This is a genomic window from Rheinheimera gaetbuli (assembly GCF_054781935.1).
Genome location: NZ_BAAGTL010000025.1, coordinates 67488 through 91034 on the forward strand (window position 1 = coordinate 67488; position 23547 = coordinate 91034).

Annotated in this window: 23 protein-coding genes and 1 pseudogene; 7 read left to right on the forward strand and 17 right to left on the reverse strand. The window is 49.6% G+C overall.

Annotated elements, in window-relative coordinates; genetic code table 11:
* Window positions 1–19 precede the first annotated feature (19 nt).
* A complete protein-coding gene (locus tag ACYVIC_RS15440) occupies window positions 20–700 on the reverse strand; it encodes an RluA family pseudouridine synthase (RefSeq protein WP_460861409.1) in 681 nt (226 codons plus the stop codon).
* Between the two features lie 104 nt (window positions 701–804).
* On the opposite strand from ACYVIC_RS15440, the gene ACYVIC_RS15445 reads away from it, so the two are divergent.
* On the forward strand, window positions 805–1491 hold the full coding sequence (locus ACYVIC_RS15445) for a pseudouridine synthase (protein ID WP_460861410.1): 687 nt from the start codon (window positions 805–807) through the stop codon (window positions 1489–1491).
* Between the two features lie 44 nt (window positions 1492–1535).
* On the opposite strand, the gene ACYVIC_RS15450 is transcribed toward ACYVIC_RS15445, so the two are convergent.
* Window positions 1536–4004 carry a S9 family peptidase gene (locus tag ACYVIC_RS15450; RefSeq protein WP_460861412.1) on the reverse strand — a complete coding sequence of 823 codons (2469 nt, stop codon included), beginning with the start codon at window positions 4002–4004 and terminating at the stop codon, window positions 1536–1538.
* 208 nt (window positions 4005–4212) lie between these two features.
* Window positions 4213–4821 (reverse strand): FMN-dependent NADH-azoreductase, encoded by a 609-nt coding sequence (locus ACYVIC_RS15455; protein ID WP_460861414.1) that lies wholly within the window; start codon window positions 4819–4821, stop codon window positions 4213–4215.
* Window positions 4822–4998: 177 nt separating this feature from the next.
* Here ACYVIC_RS15455 and ACYVIC_RS15460 point away from each other — a divergent pair, with 177 nt between their 5' ends.
* Window positions 4999–5652: a sigma-70 family RNA polymerase sigma factor gene (locus tag ACYVIC_RS15460; RefSeq protein WP_460861415.1), complete on the forward strand. Its 654-nt coding sequence runs from the start codon at window positions 4999–5001 to the stop codon at window positions 5650–5652.
* A complete protein-coding gene (locus ACYVIC_RS15465) occupies window positions 5636–6310 on the forward strand; it encodes a ChrR family anti-sigma-E factor (RefSeq protein ID WP_460861417.1) in 675 nt (224 codons plus the stop codon). Before ACYVIC_RS15460 ends, ACYVIC_RS15465 begins: the two co-directional genes overlap by 17 nt.
* A gap of 75 nt (window positions 6311–6385) precedes the next feature.
* On the opposite strand, the gene ACYVIC_RS15470 is transcribed toward ACYVIC_RS15465, so the two are convergent.
* Window positions 6386–8641, reverse strand: coding sequence for an aminotransferase class V-fold PLP-dependent enzyme (locus ACYVIC_RS15470; protein ID WP_460861419.1), 2256 nt, complete (start codon window positions 8639–8641; stop codon window positions 6386–6388).
* A 122-nt stretch (window positions 8642–8763) separates the two neighbouring features.
* Complete coding sequence (fadR, locus tag ACYVIC_RS15475; RefSeq protein ID WP_460861420.1) at window positions 8764–9516, reverse strand: fatty acid metabolism transcriptional regulator FadR; 753 nt, start codon at window positions 9514–9516, stop codon at window positions 8764–8766.
* A gap of 137 nt (window positions 9517–9653) precedes the next feature.
* On the opposite strand from fadR, the gene dsbB reads away from it, so the two are divergent.
* Entirely contained in the window at window positions 9654–10190 is a 537-nt protein-coding gene (gene dsbB, locus ACYVIC_RS15480) for a disulfide bond formation protein DsbB (RefSeq protein ID WP_460861422.1), read from the forward strand.
* Between the two features lie 46 nt (window positions 10191–10236).
* On the opposite strand, the gene ACYVIC_RS15485 is transcribed toward dsbB, so the two are convergent.
* A complete protein-coding gene (locus ACYVIC_RS15485; RefSeq protein WP_460861423.1) occupies window positions 10237–11289 on the reverse strand; it encodes an alkene reductase in 1053 nt (350 codons plus the stop codon).
* Window positions 11290–11471: 182 nt separating this feature from the next.
* Here ACYVIC_RS15485 and ACYVIC_RS15490 point away from each other — a divergent pair, with 182 nt between their 5' ends.
* A complete protein-coding gene (locus ACYVIC_RS15490) occupies window positions 11472–12194 on the forward strand; it encodes a hypothetical protein (protein WP_460861424.1) in 723 nt (240 codons plus the stop codon).
* A gap of 4 nt (window positions 12195–12198) precedes the next feature.
* On the opposite strand, the pseudogene ACYVIC_RS15495 reads toward ACYVIC_RS15490, so the two are convergent.
* The 10 genes and pseudogenes from ACYVIC_RS15495 to prmB all read right to left on the reverse strand — a co-directional run bounded on the left by ACYVIC_RS15495 (window position 12199) and on the right by prmB (window position 19409).
* Window positions 12199–12507, reverse strand: a pseudogene (locus tag ACYVIC_RS15495) (HigA family addiction module antitoxin).
* A 39-nt stretch (window positions 12508–12546) separates the two neighbouring features.
* The gene (locus ACYVIC_RS15500) at window positions 12547–12834 is read right to left on the reverse strand and encodes a hypothetical protein (RefSeq protein WP_460861426.1); all 288 of its coding nucleotides are present in this window, start codon (window positions 12832–12834) and stop codon (window positions 12547–12549) included.
* Window positions 12835–12879: 45 nt separating this feature from the next.
* Window positions 12880–13344, reverse strand: a complete 465-nt coding sequence (locus tag ACYVIC_RS15505; protein WP_460861428.1) for a helix-turn-helix domain-containing protein — start codon at window positions 13342–13344, stop codon at window positions 12880–12882.
* Window positions 13345–13445: 101 nt separating this feature from the next.
* Window positions 13446–13907, reverse strand: a complete 462-nt coding sequence (locus ACYVIC_RS15510) for a GNAT family N-acetyltransferase (RefSeq protein WP_460861430.1) — start codon at window positions 13905–13907, stop codon at window positions 13446–13448.
* 94 nt (window positions 13908–14001) lie between these two features.
* A complete protein-coding gene (locus ACYVIC_RS15515; RefSeq protein ID WP_460861431.1) occupies window positions 14002–14616 on the reverse strand; it encodes an FKBP-type peptidyl-prolyl cis-trans isomerase in 615 nt (204 codons plus the stop codon).
* 85 nt (window positions 14617–14701) lie between these two features.
* A complete protein-coding gene (locus tag ACYVIC_RS15520; RefSeq protein WP_460861433.1) occupies window positions 14702–14992 on the reverse strand; it encodes a YfcL family protein in 291 nt (96 codons plus the stop codon).
* A gap of 1 nt (window position 14993) precedes the next feature.
* Window positions 14994–16124, reverse strand: coding sequence for an ATP-NAD kinase family protein (locus ACYVIC_RS15525; RefSeq protein ID WP_460861435.1), 1131 nt, complete (start codon window positions 16122–16124; stop codon window positions 14994–14996).
* Between the two features lie 34 nt (window positions 16125–16158).
* The gene (locus tag ACYVIC_RS15530) at window positions 16159–17328 is read right to left on the reverse strand and encodes an MFS transporter (protein WP_460861436.1); all 1170 of its coding nucleotides are present in this window, start codon (window positions 17326–17328) and stop codon (window positions 16159–16161) included.
* Between the two features lie 8 nt (window positions 17329–17336).
* Entirely contained in the window at window positions 17337–18440 is a 1104-nt protein-coding gene (aroC, locus tag ACYVIC_RS15535) for a chorismate synthase (protein WP_460861437.1), read from the reverse strand.
* An 18-nt stretch (window positions 18441–18458) separates the two neighbouring features.
* Window positions 18459–19409 (reverse strand): 50S ribosomal protein L3 N(5)-glutamine methyltransferase, encoded by a 951-nt coding sequence (prmB, locus tag ACYVIC_RS15540; RefSeq protein WP_460861439.1) that lies wholly within the window; start codon window positions 19407–19409, stop codon window positions 18459–18461.
* Between the two features lie 53 nt (window positions 19410–19462).
* On the opposite strand from prmB, the gene smrB reads away from it, so the two are divergent.
* Window positions 19463–20023, forward strand: a complete 561-nt coding sequence (gene smrB / locus ACYVIC_RS15545; protein ID WP_460861440.1) for an endonuclease SmrB — start codon at window positions 19463–19465, stop codon at window positions 20021–20023.
* Between the two features lie 7 nt (window positions 20024–20030).
* Here smrB and sixA read toward each other — a convergent pair whose 3' ends face one another.
* Window positions 20031–20645, reverse strand: coding sequence for a phosphohistidine phosphatase SixA (gene sixA / locus ACYVIC_RS15550; protein WP_460861442.1), 615 nt, complete (start codon window positions 20643–20645; stop codon window positions 20031–20033).
* An 81-nt stretch (window positions 20646–20726) separates the two neighbouring features.
* Here sixA and ACYVIC_RS15555 point away from each other — a divergent pair, with 81 nt between their 5' ends.
* Window positions 20727–23522, forward strand: a complete 2796-nt coding sequence (locus tag ACYVIC_RS15555) for an insulinase family protein (RefSeq protein ID WP_460861443.1) — start codon at window positions 20727–20729, stop codon at window positions 23520–23522.
* Window positions 23523–23547 lie beyond the last annotated feature (25 nt).

The following is a 23547-nucleotide window of genomic DNA, read 5'->3' on the forward strand; positions in this document are numbered from 1 at the left end:
CTTCCGTTAAAAGCTGGCATTAAAACGGCGCAGGCACAGTAAACTCCAGCACCTCACGACTTAGCGGATGAACAAAGCGGATATACTCAGCGTGCAATAACAAACGGCTGCTTTTTGCCGCGATATCAGCAGGTGCATATAATGTATCACCTAACATAACATGCCCCAGTGCCAGCATATGCACCCGCAGCTGATGTGACCGACCGGTTACCGGCTCCAGTTTAAGCCGGCTTTGATCTGTGGCTGCATCATAGCGTTGCAACTGGTAGCGGGTTTGCGACGGTTTACCTGTCTGCTGGCATACCTTGTACAACGGTGGCTGCTCCGGATCTGCCGCCAGCGGCAGATTAACCTCACCCCGGGTATTAGCCAGCTTGCCATTGACAACGGCAATATAATGCTTGTGCACTGTTCTGGCTTGAAACTGCTTGCTGATATCAGATAACACGCGTTTAGTCAGCGGCAGGATCACTAAGCCCGAAGTATCGTAATCCAGCCGGTGGACTACTTCAGCAAACGGAAACTCACGCTGCACCCGGCGAATAAGGCAATCCTGATTCTGCGGATGGCGCCCGGGCACAGTTAGCAGCTTCGCTGGCTTATTCACTACCAGTAATACATCATCTTGATAAACCAGCTGATAGGGCTCACTGGTCGCTGGCAATATGGCCAGTTCGTCAGTGCTGTTACTGTTGCTCATAGGGCTCTCCGTAGTGTTAACGGCTGTCATTATGCCGCAAAAGCGCTTCGTCTGCAGGCAAAAATCGGCTAAGCTTGCCGTCTTTATCACTGGCCGGTTTTATCATGCAGCCCTCTTTTATTTACCAGCCGCCGACCCAGCCACTGGATATTCTGTATCAGGATAAAGATGTGCTGGTGCTAAATAAACCCAGTGGTTTGTTGACCAACCCGGGGCGTGGCGCGCATTTAGCCGATAGTCTGCTTAGCCGGGTGCAATGTGCGTTTCCGTTAGCGCAATTAGTTCACCGGCTGGATTTAGCCACCTCAGGTGTGGTAGCCATTGCACTGCGGCGCAAAGCAGAAGCGGCTCTAAAACAGCAGTTTGCCCAGCGCCTGGTCAAAAAACGCTATTTGGCGCTGGTATGGGGTACGCTGGCCAAAACCAGCGGAATTGTCGATGTGCCACTTATCGCAGATAGCACAAACCCACCACGACAAAAACTCTGCTTTGAAACCGGTAAAGCTGCCATTACCCATTATCGCTTGCTACAGCAACTGCCCGACCGCGCGCTGGTTGAACTGCTGCCTGTTACCGGCCGTTCGCATCAATTGCGCATGCATATGTTGCACTTAGGCCACCCAATACTAGGTGACGCGTTTTATGCCCATCCAACTGCATTGGCAGCTGCCCCCAGACTATTACTGCACGCAGCAACGCTGCAGTTTTTCCAGCCTTACAGCGGTGAAGTGTTGTGTTTTAATGCCGATACCGACTTTGTTACTGCCGATGGTCAGTTAAAAGCGCTATAAAAAACGCCTCGTATATTGAGGCGTTTTTAGCATTACGCTAAGCGTTACAAGTGCTGCTCAAACAATTTGTAAATACGGCGGTATTCATCCAGCCAACTGCTTGGCTGGCGGAAGCCATGCGGCTCTACCGGGTAAATTGCCGTTTCAAAGTTTATATTTTCCTGCTCAATTAAGCGCTGCACCAAACGCACCACATCCTGAAAAAACACATTGTCATCCACCATAGGTGCATTAATCAGCAGTGGCTTTTTCAGGCCCTGGGTAAAATAAATGGGTGAGCTGCGCTCATAGGCAATTGGGTCAATGGCGGGCGTGTTCAGAATGTTAGACGTGTACGGCTGGTTGTAATAAGCCCAATCACTCACCGGACGCAGTGCCGCACCGGCCTGGAATAAATCCGGCTGGGTAAACAGCGCCATAAAGGTCATAAAGCCACCGTAAGAGCCGCCGTAGGTACCAATGCGGTTGCGATCGACATTGGCATTGGCAACCAGCCAGTTGACACCGTCAGCTAAGTCTTCAATTTCCGGTGTGCCCATACGCCGGTAAATAGCCGTGCGCCAGTCACGGCCATAGCCTTTTGATGCACGGTAATCCATATCCATTACCACATAGCCTTGCTGCGTTAACAGGTTATGAAAGAAAAACTCGCGGAAATAAACCGACCAGCCCAAATCGCTGTTTTGCAGATAGCCGGCACCGTGGTTAAAAATAACTGCACGGCGTTTTTCACCCTGCTGATAATCCGCCGGGTAATATACTTTGGCAAATACCGGCTGCTTACCATGGCTGGACGGCACGGCCACAATTTTCGGTGCCTGAAGTGGCAACTGTTTAAACTGCTCTGAAATGGTATCGGTTAAACGTGTTACGGCAGCATCAGGCTTGGCTTCTGCTACATACAGCTCGTTTGGCAGCAGGTTCGTCGAGAAATTTAACAACAGTTTTTGCTCATCCGGCGACAAAGTAAAGCTGGTACTGCCACCGAGATTAGTCAGCTGTTCGGTCTTACCGCTTTGCAACACTGCGCGGTATACCTCATAGTTACCCGGGTGATTTACGTTGGCCTGGAAATAAATGTAGCTGTCATCGCGCGTCAGTACCGGGCTGCTTACCTCAAAAGTGCCATTGGTTAGCTTTTTGGCTTTACCCTTTAGCGGCTTAACATAAAGATGTGCATAGCCAGACTCTTCTGACAGGTAATACAGGCTATCGCTGTTGTTTAACCAGCCAAAGTCGTTAAAAGCATAATTAACCCAGGCTTTATCGTGCAGACGATGTTGGGGAACCAGCTTTTTTTGCTTAAAGTCGACAGTCGCAATCCAGCGATCTTTGTTGTCCAGCGCCTTTAACATCAGCGCGACCTGCTCACCACTGTTGTGCCAACGCATTGCGCTTTGCGCCCAATACCAGTCGTTCATCAGGCCAATATCGCGGATCACTTTTTCGCTTTTATACTTTTCGCCGCGGGCTTTGGCGTTTTCTGCCTTTACCTCGGCCAGTACATCTTCGTTATAACCCGGTAAACTGCTGTAGCTCAGCTCAGTGCTGCTACCGTCGTTCAGATCAAGCAGCAGGATGCGCTGTGGCGCTGGTGTTGCATCATTTACACGTGAGCGAACCGGCTGTGCGGCGATATCGCCATTCGCAGTGATGTAATTGGGCATAATGTCTTTATCATTACGCTTGCTGGCTTTGCGCACCGACACCAACAGGTAATCGGCTTTTGGTGACAGACTAGCAGACACTATCTGCTGCTCTTTACCCAGATAAAATGCTTTTGGCGCCAGGCTGATATTTTGTTGTTGCAGTTGCTGACGTGCCTGATACCGCTCAGTCGCATTGCGCTGTTCCAGTGCAATAAACTCGATCAGTTTATGCTGTTCCTGTGCCAGATAGCCCTTTGGTTGTGCTGGCGCTTTGGGCGCGTCAGAAAGCTTCAGACTGGCCAGCTCTGTCCGTTGACTGTCTTGTAAAGACTGCGCATAAAAGGTCCAGCCCTCGCGATATACGATACGGCCATCACGTAAAAACTGAGGTTCACTCTGACGCTCGTTATCGCGGGTAAGTTGTGTCACTTTGCCACTGGCAATCTCACGGACATAAATGTCGCCCTCAAATACATACGCCTGCAAAGTGCGGCTGTTATTAAATACCGCATCGTCAGCACCAATGTTGTGCAGTTCAGCCAGTGCTACCGCATCGCCATTGCCACTGCCGGTCAACGGCCTGACAAACCAGTCACGTAACTCACTGCCCTCACGCTTGCGCTGATAGTAAATCTGGCTTGAATCAGCAGACCAGTGTGCCGACTCGCTTTGGCGTCCCAGCCAGTCGGGGTGCGCCATTATTTGTTCCATTGTCAGCGTAATGCTAGTGTCTGCCTGAAATACCGCAGGCACACTTACAACACTAGTCTGATAGGTTTGAGGTTCGCTGTTTTTTGCCTGCGCCGGGCTTATAAGTAAGGCGCACAAAGCAGCGCAAAGCACGGTGTGTCGATTGTTTGTCATAACACGCTTCTTGTAGTAATAAAAGACGCCCTGTTATACAAAGCCTATGCACTTAACGCAACCCGGATAAATGCAGATGCGGCTGACAGCAAAGCAGATAAGATTAATTGGCATAAAAAACCGGCTGGTGTCAGCCGGTGCAAAATAGCTTAGTCGTTGAAATACCGACCCGCTATGGAGAAGATGAAGAACAGTGTCGAATTGGCGCTTACGCAGCAACAGCAGCGCCAATTTCAACCAAACGGTGACGGGCCGCGGCTAGCGCTGACTGCTGCGCTTCAGCCCCCATGTTCAAGCCTTCGGCGTAAACAAAGTGCAGATCTTTTAAACCGACAAAGTTTAAAAAGGTCTGCAAAAACGGCGTTTGGCTGTCCATAGTCGTGCCCTGGTACACACCACCGCGAGTAGCAAAGATCACCACTGGTTTGTCTTCCAGTAGGCCAACCGGGCCTTGCTCAGTGTATTTAAAGGTAATGCCGGCGCGGGCAACACGGTCCAGTAAGGCTTTTAATTGCGACGGCACACCAAAGTTGTACATAGGTACGCCTATAACGATAACGTCAGCAGCGGTAATCCGGGCAATAACACCATCTGAAATCGCCGCTAACTGCTGTTGCTCGGCACTGCGCTGCTCAGCAGGTGTCATCCATGCTGCTATCTCGGTCATGGCCAAATGCGGCACGGGTGTTTCGTTAAGATCCAGGCTATCAACAGTAAAGCTGTCAGCCGGCAACTGTGCCAAAAATTGCTGGGTCAACTGAGCTGAATGGCCTTTATCACCGTTAATAGAACTGTTAATCACTAAAATCTGTTTCATAGCAAGCTCCCAAATAAGATGACATCATGTTACAGCAATTTTTTAGCAAGAAAATAAGATAAAAACGCACTTACCTTTCTATTTTTTGTTAAAAGCATAATGAACCAACTTTAATACGGCTGCGTAAAAGTTGAAACAGGCTAATGGCAGCGATAAATCACCGCGGGAAAGGTAAACATGTTGAACTCAGCCGGTATAGCAAGGCATGATGGCGGTAACACGCCATCACGGGAAACTACAGCAATAATGTCTACTTCGGAAAACACCAGTAGCCAATGGGAAGATACCCTTACGTTCGTTGCAGTGCAGCGTGACCAGCAAGCCTATGCCGAATTATTTAGCCACTTTGCTCCCAGACTAAAAGCGTTTGGCATGAAAATGTTTGGTAATGAGCAGCAAGCACTAGAAATGGTGCAGGATACTATGCTCAATGTATGGAAAAAAGCGGCTTTGTTCGATGCGACACGTGGCTGTGCATCGACCTGGATTTTTACCATTGCACGCAATGTTAGATTTGACATGCTGCGGAAAAAACAAAGCCGCAAAGACGATATTTGTGCAGACGATCTGTGGCTTGACGGTGAATATCCTGAAACTGAAGCAGACGACAGCTCAGCAGTGTGGGATAACCATTTATTGATGGATAAACTGCTGCCCCACTTCGATAAGCTGCCACCGGCACAGCGCGAAGTAATTGAAAAAGTGTACATGCAGGAAAAGTCACACCAGGAAGTATCAGACGAATTGGCTATACCACTGGGCACGGTAAAATCGCGGCTACGGTTGGCGCTGGACAGATTAAGAGAGGCATTAGATGGCGCACGCAATTAAATTTCATCCCGGTATGTCATTGCTGGAGCAGTTTGCCGAAGGTACTTTATCAGCCGACGTTGCACTGGCAGTATCTGCGCACATCGACTTGTGCCCGCACTGCCAACGGTTAAACCGCGACATTACCGCTGACCTTGCCTGCCAGTTGCAGCAGTCGTCTGCCAAAGCCGACGTTGCCGATTGGCAGGATATGATAGCATCTATCGTAGCGCAGCCACAGTTGCAGAAATCAACGCTGACGGCAGCTGAATTGGCACAACCAATCAGAATTAACCAGCGCGAGTTTGTTGTGCCGCGTGCCTTGCAACGGCTGGCAGCCGAGCATGGCAAATGGTTACAGTTAGGCGGCATAGCGACCGCTAAATTACCGGCAGGCGCAGAACACCATGTGTCTTTACTATACATTGATAAAGACACCGAAGTACCACAACATACCCATTTGGGACTGGAAATGACGTTAGTGTTGGCCGGAAAAATTGTCGACGAAAATGGCGAGTATGTTGCCGGTGATTTGCTTATTAACTCACCTGATGACACCCATACACCGCGCACCATGGCGAACGAAGATTGTCTTTGTTTGTCGGTGTTAAGTGCACCGCTGCAGTTTAAGAAAGGTTTAACGCGGTTGTTAAATCCGCTACAGCACTTTTTTTACTAGGTTATTGGTTACAAGCATTTATCGCAGGAAGTACTCAGCGCCGCTTTTAGCGGCGCCTTTTTTATGTTGCATTTATTAACGTAACAACGCCGTGCCACCCTTCAGATTGTAAACCTGCGTATAGCCCAGCCGGCCAAGCACTTTGCACGCCATCAAACTGCGGTTGCCTGAGCGGCAAACCAGCAGTAATGCCTGCTCTGCATGCAACTGCTGCGAGATCAGCGCATCGGCCAGTTTAGACAGGGGTACTTCAAGCACTGGCCACTGTTGTGGCAAATAGCCAGATAAGGCGCCGGCACTTTGCTCATGCGGCTCACGAACGTCTACTACCAGAGTGTCTGGGTGAGTGGTTAAAAATGTCGTCAACTGCTCCGTTGAAATGACATCAGTAGCATCTGATAAACTTACCTCAACCAGGCCACAATAATGGCTGCTGGCCTGTTGTAATGCGATAGCTTGCTGCTGCAGCTGATGCTGCCACTGCGCTTCAGGCTTTTGCTGTAATAAGGCATTTACCGCCGGCTGCTCAGCGGCAGTAAGCGCCAAAGTAGTGAAAAAACGCTGGGCGTAGTCGTGACTGGACAGCAGTAAAGTATCTGGCTGGATTTGCTGTTGTAACGCACGGATACTATTGGCCAGATCGGCCAAATTGCCGCCGGTTAAATCGGTACGCCCAACACCGCCGGGCAAAATTAAGTCACCGCAAAATACCGCTAATAACTGCTGGTGTTTGTGCAGCATCAGGCTAACGGCTTCTGGTGTATGCCCTGGCGTATTTAGACGGCTAAAACGATATGGCCCCAGCGTAATTGCTGTCTGGTTTTCTGGCCAGCCAAGGTTGTCACAATGCCGGTCTATACCACGGCTGTCTGCGCTGGTCTCCGCCAACAACGTAAGTAGCTCAGCGCGAGCTGACTGGTGATCCTGATGTAAATGGGTATCCAGTATTGCACTCAGTTGCAAACCCTGGCCCTGAATAATATTGGCTATGCGCCCGGCCAACGGTAATACCGGATCGATTACCAGCGCCTGACGGCTATCGGGACAAATTAGTACATAGCTACATAACGCTTCATGTTTTAATTGTAATAAACCGCGGGCATGAATTTCCAGTGTCGGTGTGGCATCAGTTAATACCAGGCAGTGTTTACATACCACTGCAGACAAAGCAGCAATAGCGTTGCAAGCCCGGTCGCATTCTGCTTGCGTCATTGCCGGACCAAACGACAGACGAATGGCCCCTTGCGAGCGCCAGCTTTCCAGCCCCATGGCATCCAAAACAAAACTACTGGGCACTTTTGAGCTGCAGGCAGAGCCTGAGCTGACACGAATACCGGCAGCATCAAACAAGTCCATAATGTCTTTGCTGTAAAAATCGGGCACGGCAAAATTTATCGTAGTTGGCACCACATAAGGTACATCACTATTCAACACCATCGCCGGAAATACCTGACGCAGTGCAGCAATAAGTTGCTGCCGGTAATGCCATAGCGTTGCTTCGGGTTGAAAAGCTGAGCCGGATGTTTTAGCTAACTCATTAAACACTGCATGCAAAGCGGCTATACCCGGCAGGTTTTCAGTGCCTGAGCGCAAACCGCTCTCCTGGCCACCGCCGGCAATAAACGGCTGGTAGGGTGCGCCTTTACGCACATACAAAAAACCAATGCCCTTAGGCGCATAAAGCTTGTGGCCACTAAACGGCGCAAAATCGATGCTGGTAGCAGCAATGTTCAGCGTCATTTTACCCAGCGCCTGCACGCAATCGACCATCCAATAAACGGCAGGATTTATAGAGCGGATTAACTGTTCCAGCGCTAGCAAGTCTTGTTTTACACCGGTTTCGTTATTAGCGGCCATGGTACAAATCATGGCGGTATTCGGCAGCTTTTGCTGAATAAACTGCTGGTCCAGTAAGCCGTTTTTATCTACCGGTATTGCCAGCACGGTGGCATTTAATTGCAGTACCTTGTTCCAGTGTTTCAGGCTTTCCGGTACTGCTTTGTGCTCGGTAGCGCCATACAGTAATAAAGTTTCAGGCCCGCTGAGACCACGCTCACGGCTGGCTATCAGTGCCGACACTATTGAAGATTGAATGCCTTCAGTGGCGCCAGAGGTAAAAATAATATCGCCGCTGCTGGCACCGATCAGGCGCCGTGCTAAAGCACGGGTAGATTCAAGCTCTGCTTTGGCTTTAATGCCGGTGGCATGGCTGCTACTGGGATTACCAAACCCCTGTTGCATGCAGTGCATTGCTGCGTGTGCGGCAACCGGTAATACCGGCGTTGTCGCATTATTATCGAGATAAACCTCACCTTGCAGCTGAAAAGACATGCCTGGCTCCTTATAACCAAAAAGAATATATTATTCCCTGCAATAATAGCCCGACTAAAGCACTAAGCTCAACCCCGAAAGGCTATTGAAAAAAAACCGCCCACAGGCGGTTTCTCTCAGACTTATTCAACCAAATCTTTCGGGATCTGCGGTCGTAGCTCAGACCAGACAATTCCACTTTCTTTACCGTATTTGCGCACGGCAAACACCACCTCATCAAATTTGCCGTTTTCAGCATACAGCTTGATCTGGTGGTAATACTTACGCGCCAGTTCACGTGCCTGTGGGTGTGAGAAATAAAAACGGGCAATTTTATTATACAAACCACGAAAGCCGTTTAAAATCAGCACATAAATACGGTTTTCTGAGTATCTTGCCAGCTCATGGTTCAGGTTGTAATCAAACTCAGCATAGGCTTCGGGCGTATCGTCCAGTGCCTCGGCACCGGCAAACAGCTCTATTACCTGCTGCGCATGGTTTTTTATCGCGCCACGGATATAAATAGCGCTAATGTTAGTTCGGGCTGACAATAAATCATCTACCAGTTTTGGCATTTGATCTTCGTCCAGCCGCGCCAGTGTTTCTAAAATATTTAAGCCCGAGGTTTCCCAGAAGTTATTTACTTTAGTTGGTTTGCCGTGCTGAATAGTTAACCAGCCATCACGTGCCAACCGTTGTAATACTTCACGCAAGGTGGTGCGGGTTACACCAATCAATTCAGACAGTTCACGCTCTGCCGGCAGAATAGAGCCTGGGGCAAATTTGCCATTCCAGATAGAGTCGACAATGTATTCTTCGGCAAACCCGGCCGGGCTTTGCGCTTTAATCAGATTGGTCATGCGGATCTGTCCGTCTTTTTGTTCATAAATTTGCACTGATTGTACCAGAGCGCGAACAGTTAACAAGCCACAGCCCGAAAATTGCCTGTTTGTGGTGCACCGATTGTACATTGTCAGCAAATACCGTAGATTAACGGCGGCTTATCATAAAATTCCCGTCAGAAGGATAAAAAATGCTACAAAAAATGAAAGCGTTATCAATGCAGCGCTGGGGTTGGTTGCTGGTGATGCTATCTTGTGTTGGGTTACTGGCTACAGCGTTGTATTTTCAGTACGGGCTTAACATGCAACCCTGCATTAAGTGTATTAATGTGCGTGCTGCCTTTGCCGCAATATTACTGGCATCGCTGATTGGCCTTCTTGCTCCGGGCAATGCCATTGTCCGGCTGTTAGCTCTGGTTGCAATGTTGGCAGCAGCTATTGGCGGCATACTGCAAGCACAGGAGCTACTTAATATTGAGCAATTGCTGGCTGAGGGTGGTTTTTTCAGCTGTTCGTTATTTGCCGAATTTCCCAGTTGGCTGCCGCTTGATAAATGGCTACCGGCAATATTCGAACCTACTGGCAGTTGCGGTGATACCAGCTGGCAGTTGTTAGGTAAAAGTATGGCATTCTGGAGTGCGGTAGCGCTGTACTGCTATGCCGCAGTAGCAGCCGTTTTATTACTGGCACAATTTGCCCGTATCAGTACCAACCCGTATCGGGACTAGTACCGTTTAAACAACACCGGCCATGGCCGGTGTTGTTTTATCAGCCTCAGGCTAAATAAGGGTAGTCGGTATAGCCTTCTGCGCCGCTGCTATAAAACAGTTCAGGCCTGGCAGTATTTAGCACTGCATCAGCGGCTAAACGCTGCACCAAATCAGGGTTAGCAATAAAGGGCACACCAAATGCTACTGCATCGGCGTTGCCGCCTGCCAGTGCTTTAGTCGCTGTGGCTTTATCGAACTTTTCGTTGGCAATATATACACCGCCAAACTGGCGCTTTAATTGTGGCCCCAGGCTATCGCCACCTTCTGCCTCGCGGGCGCAAATAAACGCAATACCGCGTTTACCCAGCTCAGTGGCAACATAACCAAAGGTATCGGCACGCTCTGAGTCGCCCATGCTATGCGCATCAGCACGCGGGGCTAAATGCATACCTACACGGCCAGCGCCCCACACCGATACTGCTGCATCGGTGACTTCCAGCATTAAGCGGGCACGGTTTTCAATACTGCCGCCATAGTTGTCAGTACGTTTGTTAGTGCTGTCCTGCAAGAATTGATCGAGTAAATAGCCATTAGCGCCATGAATTTCTACGCCGTCAAAACCGGCTTTTTTGGCGTTTTCGGCACCCTTGCGGTACGCCTCTACAATGCCGGCAATTTCATCAGTTTGCAGCGCACGCGGCGTAACAAAAGGTTTTTTCGGCCGCATTAAACTAACATGGCCATCCGCTGCAATTGCACTGGGCGCTACCGGTAACTGGCCAGCTAAGTAGTGCGGGTCTGAAATACGGCCAACATGCCACAGCTGCAGCATAATTTTACCACCGGCCTGGTGCACCGCGTCGGTTATTTTGTGCCAGCCGGCTACTTGCTCGTCAGACCAAATACCCGGTGTATCGGGGTAGCCCACGCCCATCGGTGTTACCGATGTAGCCTCAGTTAAAATAAGGCCTGCGCTGGCACGCTGCACATAATATTCGGCCATCAGTTCGTTTGGCACCCGGCCCGCGCTGGCACGGCAGCGGGTTAATGGCGCCATAATAATGCGGTTTGACAGCTGTAGATCGCCGACTTGTATCGGGTCGAATAAGGTTGGCATAAATTTTCCTGAATTCAGTGTTAAGATTTACTGCTCAGCAGTCTGTAGGCTATCGCAGCAAGTTCTGCGGCTGAAACCTATATATGTACCAGATGGTACAATAACAAGCACCACAAAAAAATAATTGCGATTAATAGCAAAAACTGGCCTGATTACGCCACCTTTTCGTTTTGTGATCCCTTATGCAGCGCTACCAGCTAGATAAAGTAAGCAGCAAAAACTGGCTTACGGCCACAGAGGCAGAGCAGATCATCGCGTTAATTGCTGCCAGCTTTAATGGCGTAGACAGCCGGCAGTATTTTAATCGCTATTTTGCTAATCCAAGGCATTACCAGCGGCGCGTAAGGCTGTTTTATCAGGGAGATCAGTTGGTGGGCTATTGTTTACTGACTTTTGTCAAAGAAACCGATAACAGCATAATAATCGGCGCATCAGCCGCCTTTATGCCAGGTTATCGTGGCAATAACAGTACCTTTGCGTTTTCTTTTTTGCAGGCAATTCACACCTGGCTGCGACATCTTAAGCATAAGGTATATTACCTCGATACCATGCTAAGCCCGGCAATGTACCGGGCGATGGGCAAAAAAGTCGCCTTTATCTACCCCAACCCCGGCATGAGCAAAGCAGATATTGCTATGTATCAAGCTCTGGTACCCAACGCCAAACCCAGCCCCTGGCAAAACCTTAACTGTTTAAAAACCGTTGGCCGCGCCAGCAATTACAGCGCAGAAGACATCAGCCGGTTAAAAGCCAGCAACAAAGCCGAAATTGCCTTTTACTGCCAGCTAAACCCCCACTTCGCCCAAGGCACAGCGCTATTGGTGTTAATACCGGTAAACCTAAAGCAACTGCTATGTACCGGCTGGAAATGGCTAAAGGGATTGGTTGTCGGCATCCACCGATAATATCTTAATCAATGGATACCGCATGAGGTGAAATATCTTTACTGATTTGCTCACCACTTTGCTGCTCGGCCAGTTTAAGGTCTTATATCGCCTGAAAATTAAGCCAGCTTTGGGCATCGCCGCCAAAATAGCGAGCCAGACGCAGTGCCGTGTCAGCAGTAACACCGCGTTTTTCACGCACTATTTCATTGATCCGTGCCGCTTTTACCCGTAGCGCCTGTGCCAGAGCATTGTCACTCATATTTAGTGGTAACAAATAATCTTCATGCAATACTTCACCAGAGTGTACTGCGCGCATGCTGTTTTTAAACATAACTCCCCCGTTAGTGATAATCGACAATTTGAGTACAAATTATTTAACGTCAAGATAAGGTAAGTTGTTTTTGCTACATAAGTTCTTAAACATTTGTAGCAAACCAGACTGTTGCAACAATCTGTTTGGTAACAATACACTTTGGCTGTTTCCTCTACCGTTAATAGCAGTGCGGCTCAAATTTTGAAGTTTAATGCCTTTCTCGCCATCATCGCTGCATTTGGGCACATGCCTAATTCTTAACTCCTCGCCAGGAACCTGAGGGTCACCAGGAACCTGAGGGTCAGGTCTTGCTTTTTGACTTTCAGCATGGATGGCAAAAGGCAAGACCTGACCCTAATGGCTTTCTGTGACCCTAATGGCTTTCTGACCCTAATGGCTTTCGGCTTCAGGCTCATACCAAATGCCGTATTTGTCGCCTTGCCATTTTAGCATTGAGTAAAAGTAGGCTACTGCCAGCATGATAAGGCCACCGGCTAAAGCCGCTTCATTTACCAGCCCAAAGCAGCAAAAAATAAAACCAGCACAATGCGACATGATTTCTGCCCGCTTTGCTGTTTTGCGCTGTGGTCGCACTTGCAGCAGGTTTAACCAAAACCATATTTTTAAAAATAGCGGTAACCTTTGCCAATCATCGTTGTGTTTATCAATCATAAATGTCTCCTGGTTCAGTGTTGTCACATCAACATCAAGAGCGGCAGCGAGACATTTTAACGATTCGACACTGGCGTTATGGCCGCTCTCAATGCGCTGGATAGTGCGGACATTAAGCCCGGACATTTGCGCCAATTGTTCCTGAGAGATATGTCGGCTAAGACGCAGTTGTTTTAAAATCATTGAGTTGCTCCTGTGCTCCTGAACCAGCAGCATGGGTTATTTTTTTGCCTGTCAGGTACGTAAAGCACCCGACTTTTAGCCGACAGCAACGACTTTTCGTACTAACGCTTTTCCATCAAAAAATTGGTTAGCACCGAGCCGCGCACGTCTTTTTGCTGCTGCCTGACTACGGTAAAACCATAATGCTCGAAAAACGGTTTAGCAGTAAGGCTGACGTCGGCGTAAAAGCATGTTACACCAAAACGTTTGCCGGTTTTAAGCAGGTGTTTCATCAACGCTTTGCCCACGCCTTTGCCCTGATACGCATGGTGGCAAAAGAAAAAGTCGATATAACCATCATTTTGCACGTCGGCAAAGCCAACGATAGTGTCGTTATCCAGCGCGACAAAGGGCTCACTTTCCTGCATGCGCATTACCCAGGCGTTTTCATCATATTGCGCCGGCGCCCAGGCATTACGTTGCTGTTGGGTGTAATCGCGCTGGTTAACGTTATGTACAGTGTTGTAGAACAGCTCGCGCAGTAGCGGCTCTTCACCGGGTTGATAAGGTCGAATGTGGTACATAGCTCACCTATTTTGCATGCTGTATTAAACGTATGCAGCACTATAAACAACAAAGCCCCGCAGTGCAGGGCTTTGTTCACGAACAGCGTCGCTATTACAGAATAGCTAACAGCTCAACGTCAAACACTAGCGTGCTAAACGGCGCAATAGCATTACCAGCACCGCGCTCGCCGTAGGCCAGGTTGTGTGGAATGTATAAACGTAATTTGCTGCCCGGCGCCATTAACTGCAGCGCTTCTGTCCAACCAGCGATAACACCGGATACCGGGAATTCTGCCGGTTCGCCACGCTGATAAGAAGAATCAAACACGGTGCCGTCAATTAAGGTACCGTGGTAGTGCGTACGTACAGTTGAATCGCGTGATGGTTTTTCACCTTCTGCCGCAACCAGTACTTCGTACTGCAGGCCTGAAGCGGTTACGGTAACTTCTGCGCGCTTGGCGTTTTCCGCCAGGAAGGCTTCACCGGCACCGGCTAATAATTCGGCTTTTTCGGCTTGCTCGGCTTGCATACGCTCGCTTATCACACCGAAAGCGGCACGGATTTGCTCGTCAGTTACTTCTGGAGCCTGCTCGGTAAAGGCGGCAATAACACCCGCCGCTACGGCGTCGATATCTAAGCCGTCAAACGGGTTGTCGGCCAATTGCTGGCCCATTTGTAAACCAATACCATAGCTGGCGTGTTGTTCAAGCGTTGTATATTTTGACATGAGTTCCACTTATGCAGGAAAAGCCTGACGGCTTTAGGTTAAAAGTGCGCTTATGGTAGCGCATAAGCGCGCGAATGTCTTGCCGTCAGGCCGGCAGTTGCTGCAGGCGCTGCCAGATGGCATTAACGTGTTGTTGGTCTTGCTCGCTTAGCTCGCCATTGGCAATAGCCTGATTTAGGGTGTCATTAACCTGCTGTATCACAGCGGCGGCAGAAAAAGGCTCGGCAGCCACTTCTAAGGTACCCACCGCCAAATCGAAGTGGCCACGCAGGTAACCCGAGGCAAATAACTCGTCGTCACTGGCTACCGGAACTAAGGCATCAAACAAATTGGCTGCCGCGTCGATAAACTGCTCTACTGTTACTACTGCTGTCATATTAAATTTCATCCTCGTAGCCTAAGCGGTACATCACATAGTCGTTGTAACCAGTCAGGATATTAATTAAGCCGGTAAGTTGTTGATCTAACTTGGCATCTCCGGTGTCTGCCAACAATGGCCGGCCATCCAGTTGCTGCAACTTGGCTTTGCTGGCAATAAGCAAAATATTGTCACGGCCAATAGCACGGATCACTGCCGGCGATAACTGCTGATTACCACGGCCAAACACATGACCCTGGCCACCAATTAACGTGATGATAAGTTTACTGGGGTAGCCCTGCACCAGTTCGAGCAGCTGCGCAGCGGTAACGTCTTTTGCGATAAGCTCGCCATTTTCTATGACATCAACACCAAGCAAGGTATTGTCCAGCCCCAGCTCACTCATCACCGCCGCTACGGTAGAGCCCGAGCCCATCACATAGCGCACGTTGTCTTCCAACTGTGCAGCAACGTAAGCGGCCAAATCAGCCAGTACCAGCTCTTCAGACTCGCGCCCGCCCATTTTTACACTTTGCACATAACGCAGTTGTGCAGGTATGCGCATTTCACCAAAGCGGCGCGCTTTGACTACGCCATCACGAAACGCCTGCTCGTCAATATCCATGACTGGCGCCTCGCTTAGCGATACCAGCTCGCCAGCCACCAGTTTAGCTACCAGCTTACCGGCAGCCTGCGGTGATATAGCATAAACGCCAGAGTGAATTTTTACCCCGGCCGGAATGCCCAGCACCGTGGTTTGCTCGCCCAGCGCAGCACAAATGTTGCGTGCGGTGCCATCGCCACCGGCAAACAATAATAAATCTACGCTGTTTTCGGCCAGCAGTTTGGCGGCAGCTTCAGTGTCTTGTGCTGTTGACGGCGCTGCAGCTGCGCTATACACCACCTGATACTGCAAGCCCAACTCTGCACAAGCACTCTCGCCCATGGCTCCGGCTGCGGTAAAGACTTCAAACTGGCCGCGCTGCGCCAGAAGTTCTGACAACGCTGTTTTGGCGCGATTTATTGCCTGCGGCGTGGCGCCAAGTGCCAGCGCTTGCTCAGCCTGGCCATCCGAGCCTTTTAAGCCCACACTGCCGCCTAAACCGGCCAGTGGATTAATAATCAGCCCCAACCGAAACAGATTCGCCATATTGCTATACCTTCAGCAGACAAAAAAATGGCCGCTATTGTAAAGCCTTCACCCGCCCTTGACTACCGGGCAATGTTAGTGCCAATAACGTTGCTGCAAGTGCCAATAAAGCTGCGGCATAAAATGTTGCAGTAGCGCCAGCGCCATCCTGCCATAGCAAGCCAGAGCAGTAAGCACCTATGGCCCCGCCGCCACCAAAAATGACACCGGCATATAATGCCTGGCCCCGGCTGCGCAGGTTTTTTGGGAAAAACTGCTGAATAAACTGCATGGCGCAGCTGTGAGCAATAGCGAAGCTGCCCGCATGCAACAGCATACTAAAACAGAGTAACCAGACATTGTCTGCCACTGTGGCCATCAACAACCAGCGCAATACCGTTAAGCCGTAACATAAACCCAGTAACTGGCGGTAACTGCGATTGCGCATTAAGCTGCCGGCAAAATAAAAAGCGACAATTTCTGCTGCAACGGCCAGGCTGATAAACAAGCCAGTCTGGCTGCCGCTATAGCCCAGATCGCGACTGTATAGGGTAAAAAAACCATAAAACGGCGCAAAGCTCATTTGCAATAGCAACGCCGCCAACATAAAACGCAGCAGTACACTGTTTTTTAATAACCGGCTAAAAGGCACAGCGTCACTGCTAAGCTCATTGCTTACCGTCACCTTCGGCAGTAAAAACAGGCTGGCTAACAACAAGAGTAAAAACAACAGTGCGGATACGGGCAAAAATTCACTGCCGTAGCGCTCAAACAACCAGCCACCCAGCATTACCAGCACGATGTAGCCAACACTGCCTGCTGTACGAATACGACCATAAGCACGGCTGTCATCATTAACAAAGGCAAAGGTCGCCACTTCAAGCTGCGGCAAAATGGCCGTCCAAAAAAAGCTAAATAACGTAAAACCTGCCAGCAGTGGCCAAAAACCAAAGTCGGCAAAGCTACTGAGCCAGCCGATAGCAGCCAGGGTTGCGCCAATGCGCATAACGGCGTGAGGCTTGCCACTGCGCTCTGCTATTAGCGCCCATGCAGAGGGGCCAACAATGCGGCTGGCGGTAACAATGGCCAGCAACAGGCCAATGTCAGCAGAATTAAGCCCTCGGCCATCGAGAAACAGGCCAAAATACGGCACAAAGATGCCTAGTACGCCAAAATAAGTAAAATAAGCCAGCACTAAGGCTGGCCGGGTAGACATAAGACTCATAGTAGCGGTTATGCTCTGCCATTGCGGGCAATATCAGGCGTGGTTACCTGTACATGCATATTTTGTGCGCGGTGGCGCAGGTAATGGTCCATCAGCACTATTGCCAGCATAGCTTCAGCAATAGGCACTGCACGAATACCGACACAGGGGTCGTGCCGGCCTTTGGTGACAATATCCACTACTTCGCCGCGGGTGTTAATACTCTTACCTGCGATGCTAATGCTGGAGGTGGGTTTTAGCGCCATACTGACCAGTAAATCCTGGCCAGACGATATACCGCCTAACACACCACCGGCATGGTTTGCACTAAAGCCCTGTGGAGTAAGCTCGTCGCGGTGCGTGGAGCCCCGTTGCTCTACCACAGCAAAGCCGTCGCCAATTTCAACAGCTTTTACCGCGTTAATGCTCATCATGGCATGAGCAATATCGGCATCCAGCCTGTCAAACACCGGCTCGCCCCAACCTACAGGCATATTGCTGGCCACCACATTAACGCGTGCGCCAACTGAGTCACCGTCTTTTTTCAATTGGCGCATGTAATCATCAAGCGCGTCCAGCTTAGACGGGTCCGGGCAAAAAAACGGGTTGTTGTGCACCTCATCCCAGCTGACTAACTCCGCCTTCACCGGGCCAAGTTGTGCTAAATAACCACGAATTTCAATACCACATTGTTCACGCAGGTATTTTTTTGCAATGGCACCAGCGGCAACCCGCACTGCCGTTTCACGTGCCGACGAGCGGCCACCGCCGCGATAATCCCGAATACCAAATTTATGCCAGTAGGTGTAATCAGCATGGCCCGGGCGAAATTGCTCTTTAATGTTGGAGTAATCCTGTGAGCGCTGATCGGTGTTTTCAATCAACAGGCCAATACTGGCACCGGTGGTGGTATCTTCAAACACCCCAGACAGAATTTTTACTGCATCTTCTTCGCGCCGTGCCGTGGTGTAACGCGATGTACCGGGTTTGCGCCGGTCTAAATCCAGCTGTAAATCTTCAGCCGTCAATTGCATACCCGGCGGACACCCATCGACAATGCCGCCAATGGCCGGGCCGTGGCTTTCGCCAAATGTGGTTACTTTAAATAACTGTCCAATGCTATTACCAGCCATCGCTACTCCTAAAACTGCTTAGTCTTTGAATAAATGCTGGCAACGCTCCAGCTCGGCTTTAGTGATGGCAAACACGCCCAAACCACCATGCGTAAACTCCAGCCAGTCAAAGTTAACTTGCGGAAAATCCTGCTGCAATTGCACCATGCTGTTACCTACTTCACACACCAGCACTCCGCCTTCAGTTAAATGCACCGCTGCCTGGCGTAAAATGCGCCGGGTTAGCGCCAGGCCATCATTACCAGATGCCAGTCCCAGCTCCGGTTCATGGCGGTATTCGTCTGGTAAATCGGCCATATCTTCGGCATCAACATAAGGTGGATTAGTTACTATCAGGTCATATTGAGTGCCTGCCAGCGCGTCGTAGCCGTCGGATAAAATAGGAAACACCCGCTGCTCCAGGCCATGGCTTTCTATATTTAATTGCGCCACCTCTAAGGCATCCGGGCTAATGTCCACCGCATCCACCTCGGCGTCATCAAAGGCATAGGCACAAGCAATAGCAATACAGCCTGAACCAGTACATAAATCGAGAATATGTGCCGGCGCTCTGCCCGCTAACTGACGGCTAAACTTATCGGCAATTAACTCGGCAATTGGCGAACGTGGCACCAGCACCCTTTCATCGACATAAAACGGCAGACCGGCAAAATAGGCCTGGTTTGTTAAATATGCTGCAGGTATACGCTGCTCGATACGTTGTTGCAGCACACTGATAAAATGCTGCCTCTCAGCCCGGGTCAGGCGCACTGCAAACAGCTTTTCATCTGCCATTTGCGGCAAATGCAACACAAAACTAAGCAAGCCAGCCGCTTCATCCCAGGGGTTATCGGTGCCGTGCCCCAGATAAACATGAGCCTGGTGCATGCAGCTGACGGCAAAGCGCAGCCAATCGTGCACAGTTAAAAGTTCGGCGACTGCGTCGCTAATAAGTTCAGGGGTAAACAGCAATTCGCCAGTGTTTGACATGATGGATGCAAGCTCTTTTTGTAATAACCAGTCAGTTTGAGTAGACTTGCGCCATGAAACGAAAAGCCAGCATTAAAACCGGCATTAGTGCCGAAGACAGCCAACTGTTTCGCGAGTCGATAACGGGCGCCAAGCCTATTGCGCAGGACAAGATACCGCCAGTTGTCGCCCCCCGCAAGCAAAAAAGACGTACAGACGTCTCAATAAAGCCGCTTGATGAAAATTTATTCTGGTTCTCTGACGAGTTTGAAGGTTTTGTCAGCGACAGTAGCACATTAAGCTGGTTACAATCTGGCGACGACCCGCACTTGCCCGGCCGTTTGCGACGCGGCGAGTTTCAGCCGCAAGTGGTGCTGGACTTACATGGCATGACCACTCAGCATGCTAAAACTGAACTGGCTGCTTTGCTGGCGTATTGCCATAAACAACAATTTAACTGTGCTTGTGTAGTGCATGGTAAGGGCTTGGGTATACTGGCAAAAAAGGTGCCGAACTGGTTAATTCAACATCCAAACGTTCGCGCTTTTCACACCGCCCCTAAAAGCTGGGGCAAACATGGCGCTTTGCTGTTGTTACTAAAAACCGACGATCCGGATACGTACACCCTGCGCTGAAGCGGTATTACACACTAATTAAAGCCAGTTCCTGCGGAGATAAACGCTCAAGCAAGCGGCCTGCGCTTTGTGGCCGATAGTCAATGCAGGCTAACTGAGCTGTACTAAAAACAGGTGCATTACCCGGCATAGTAAAAGCTTCAACCAGAAAACTCACCAATGGCATATGCGATACCAGCAGCACGCGGGCATCGGGGTTTTCACTAACACGGGCGTCAAAATAACTTTTAAACATCGCTGCATCACCGTCCGGCACCAGTTCAGGTACTATTTCGAACTGGCTGAACGGTGCTTGTTTAGCTAACATCAACTCTGCAGTCTGGCTCGCTCGCAGATAAGGGCTTGCCCAAATCCAGTCAAACGCGGCATAGTGTTGCTGTAACCACAGCGCCATCTGGTTTACTTCCTGCTGACCGCGGGCGGTAAGCTGACGTTGACTGTCCAGCGAAGACAAAGGCTCAGCTTCGCCATGACGCATGATAACGAGATTGACCATTAATATGACACCATACTGCTCGGGGTTCCCTGTTAACTTACGCGTGGCAGATAACAAAACGCCGGGTAAAAAATTGTGCGCTATGATAATGAAAGTTGGCGCTAAGCGTAACTGCCAATAACGCATAACACATAACCTGTTTATTACTTATCGCTATGACAGCGTTACAGTAGCGTCGAAACACTGCGACCGACAAGGATAACCGGATTGAAAAACAGCCAGATATTGCAAAGCCCTAACGACCCGCGCCAGTACCGCTACCTGACACTGGCAAATGGACTACGGCTGCTGCTGGTGCAGCAAAGTGACAGCGACAAAAGTGCCGCAGCACTGACGGTAAATGTCGGCCACTTTGACGACCCGGCAGAGCATGAGGGGTTGGCGCATTTTCTTGAGCATATGCTGTTTTTAGGCTCTGGCCGATATCCGGTAGCCGGCGATTACCAGCATTTTATCAATCATCATGGCGGTAGCCACAATGCCTGGACCGGCACTGAACACAGCAGCTTTTATTTCGATATCGATGATGCGTTTTTTGCTGAAGCACTGTGCCGTTTTGCAGACATGTTTATCCAGCCACTGTTTAGCAGCGATTACGTTGAAAAAGAACGCCATGCTATAGAAGCAGAATTTTCACTGAAATTAAAAGATGACGGCCGGCGCATTTATCAGGTGCACAAAGAGAGTATTAATCCGGCGCACCCGTTCGCTAAATTTTCAGTGGGAAACTTAACCACGTTGGCCGACACCGGACAAGCAACATTACAGCAAGCATTAAAAACGTTTTTTCAGCAACAATACAGCGCCAGTCGCATGACACTAACACTTGTTTCTGCCAGGCCATTGCCAGAACAAGTGTTGCTGGCAGAACAATACTTTGCCGGCATCAGCGCCCATTTACCGGCCAAGCCACCTTTATCCGTACCATTGTATTTACCGGAACATCAAGGCATTGCACTGCATATCCAGCCACACCGCGACAGCCGCAAACTGGTGGTCAGTTTTGCCATGCCAGACATCCAGCGCTGGTACAGGCATAAACTCATTAGTTTTATTGCCCATTTGCTAGGTGATGAAGGCGATGGCTCCTTGCTGTGTTATCTGAAACAACTGGGGCTGGTGAATCAACTCAGTGCCGGCGGTGGTATTGATGGTAGCAACTACAAAGATTTTACTGTTGCATTTGAACTTACCGACAGCGGAATACAGCAGCGTGAAACTATTTTACAGGCTTTATTTAGTGCTATTGCCATGCTAAAGCAGCAACCACTGCCACAACAGTTGTTTGCTGAACGGCAAAAGCTATTACATTGGGCTTATTTGTACCAGGAGCCGTCTACCGCCTTACAAACAGCTAATCATTTGTCGGTTAGTATGCAGCATTACCCGCCCTGCGACGTGATTTTTGGTGACTACCGGATGGAGCTACCGGATGAGCAGTTATATCAGCAGGTTTTGGGTTACTTTAACAGCGGCAATATGCGACTGATGATAATTTCACCAGATGCACCGGCAGAGCAACAAGCCCGTTGGTATCATACGCCTTACAGTATTGAGCAACTGCCCGCTACATTATTGACCAGCCTGGCGCAGCAATCGGTTAACGGCGCAATAAGGTTGCCACAAAGTAACCCTTATCTACAAGGCAATGTCAGCCTGCTAAACGAGCAAACGCATAATCACGAGCCCCAACTGTATTACAAAGATCAGGGTCTGAGCCTGTGGTATAAAGCGGATACCGAATTCGCCTCCCCCAAAGGCCATTGTTTTGTCCAGTTAAGCTTGCCACACAGTATTAAATGCTGCGCCAATATGGCAGCTACCCGACTATGGGTTGAGTTGTTTCTCGACAATATTAACCAGCAATTTTATCCGGCCACCACTGTTGGTCTGGTGTATCAGGCCCATGTGCAGCAGCAAGGCATTAGTATGCATACCAGTGGCCTTTGCAACAATCAGTTGCAGTTGCTGGACGATTTACTGCAGCAAATGCCAGCGCAGACATTCAGTAGCGAGCGCTTTAACGAACTGAAAACCCAATTATGCCGGCACTGGCGCAATAGCAGTAAAAATAAACCGGTAGCACGTTTATTCAGCCAGCTATCTGCACTATTGCAGCCACATAATCCGGACATTGAGCAACTTGCAGATGAACTGGCGCAATTGAGTTTTGCTGATTTTGTGCTGTTTCACCATCAATTATGGCAGCAGGTGCACATTGAAGCCCTGATGCTGGGTAATTGGCAACCGCAGCAAGCCAAACAGCTACAGCATATTTTGCAGCAATTGCAGCACAAATTTATGTCAACGGCCGGCAGACCTGCGATCCCGAAATTAACTATCCGTCAGCTGGGCCCGGTATGGCTGCAACAAAATGTCGAGCATAACGATCATGCACTGGTAATATACCTGCCAGCCAAGTCGGCAACGGTTGACAATACTGCGCTGTTCATGTTGGCTAACCATCTGTTATCACCCGAGTACTTCCATCAGTTGCGCACGGAGCAGCAACTGGGCTACTTAGTAGGTACCGGCTATGTGCCGGTCAATATGCTGCCGGGTGTGGCGTTTTACGTACAATCCCCTAATACAGACTGTGCCATGCTATATCAAGCCACAGTAATGTTTTTCCGTGCGTTTTTAGCCGACACCGAAGCCCTTACAGCCAACGAATTTATAGAGATGAAACAAGGGTTGCTGGCACAACTACAAGAACGGGACAACAGTTTAGGCGCCCGCGCCAAGCGCTTTTGGCTGGCTATTGGCCAGCAGGATACCCGTTTTGACCTGACACAACGTTTAATTAGTGCATTGCAACAACTTGAACTAACGCAGTTTGTGCAGTTTTTACATCAATTGTTAAGGCCGGATTGTGATGCCATTTTTCTTGCTACCGCAGCACCTGAACAAGATAGCCACTTAGCAGTACAAACAGCGGAGGAAATACGCCAGCAACTGCGGCTAATGCAAAATGGCTTTGACAGTACCGATAAAGTTTTATAACGTAGGTTTTCCCGAAACTGACTAG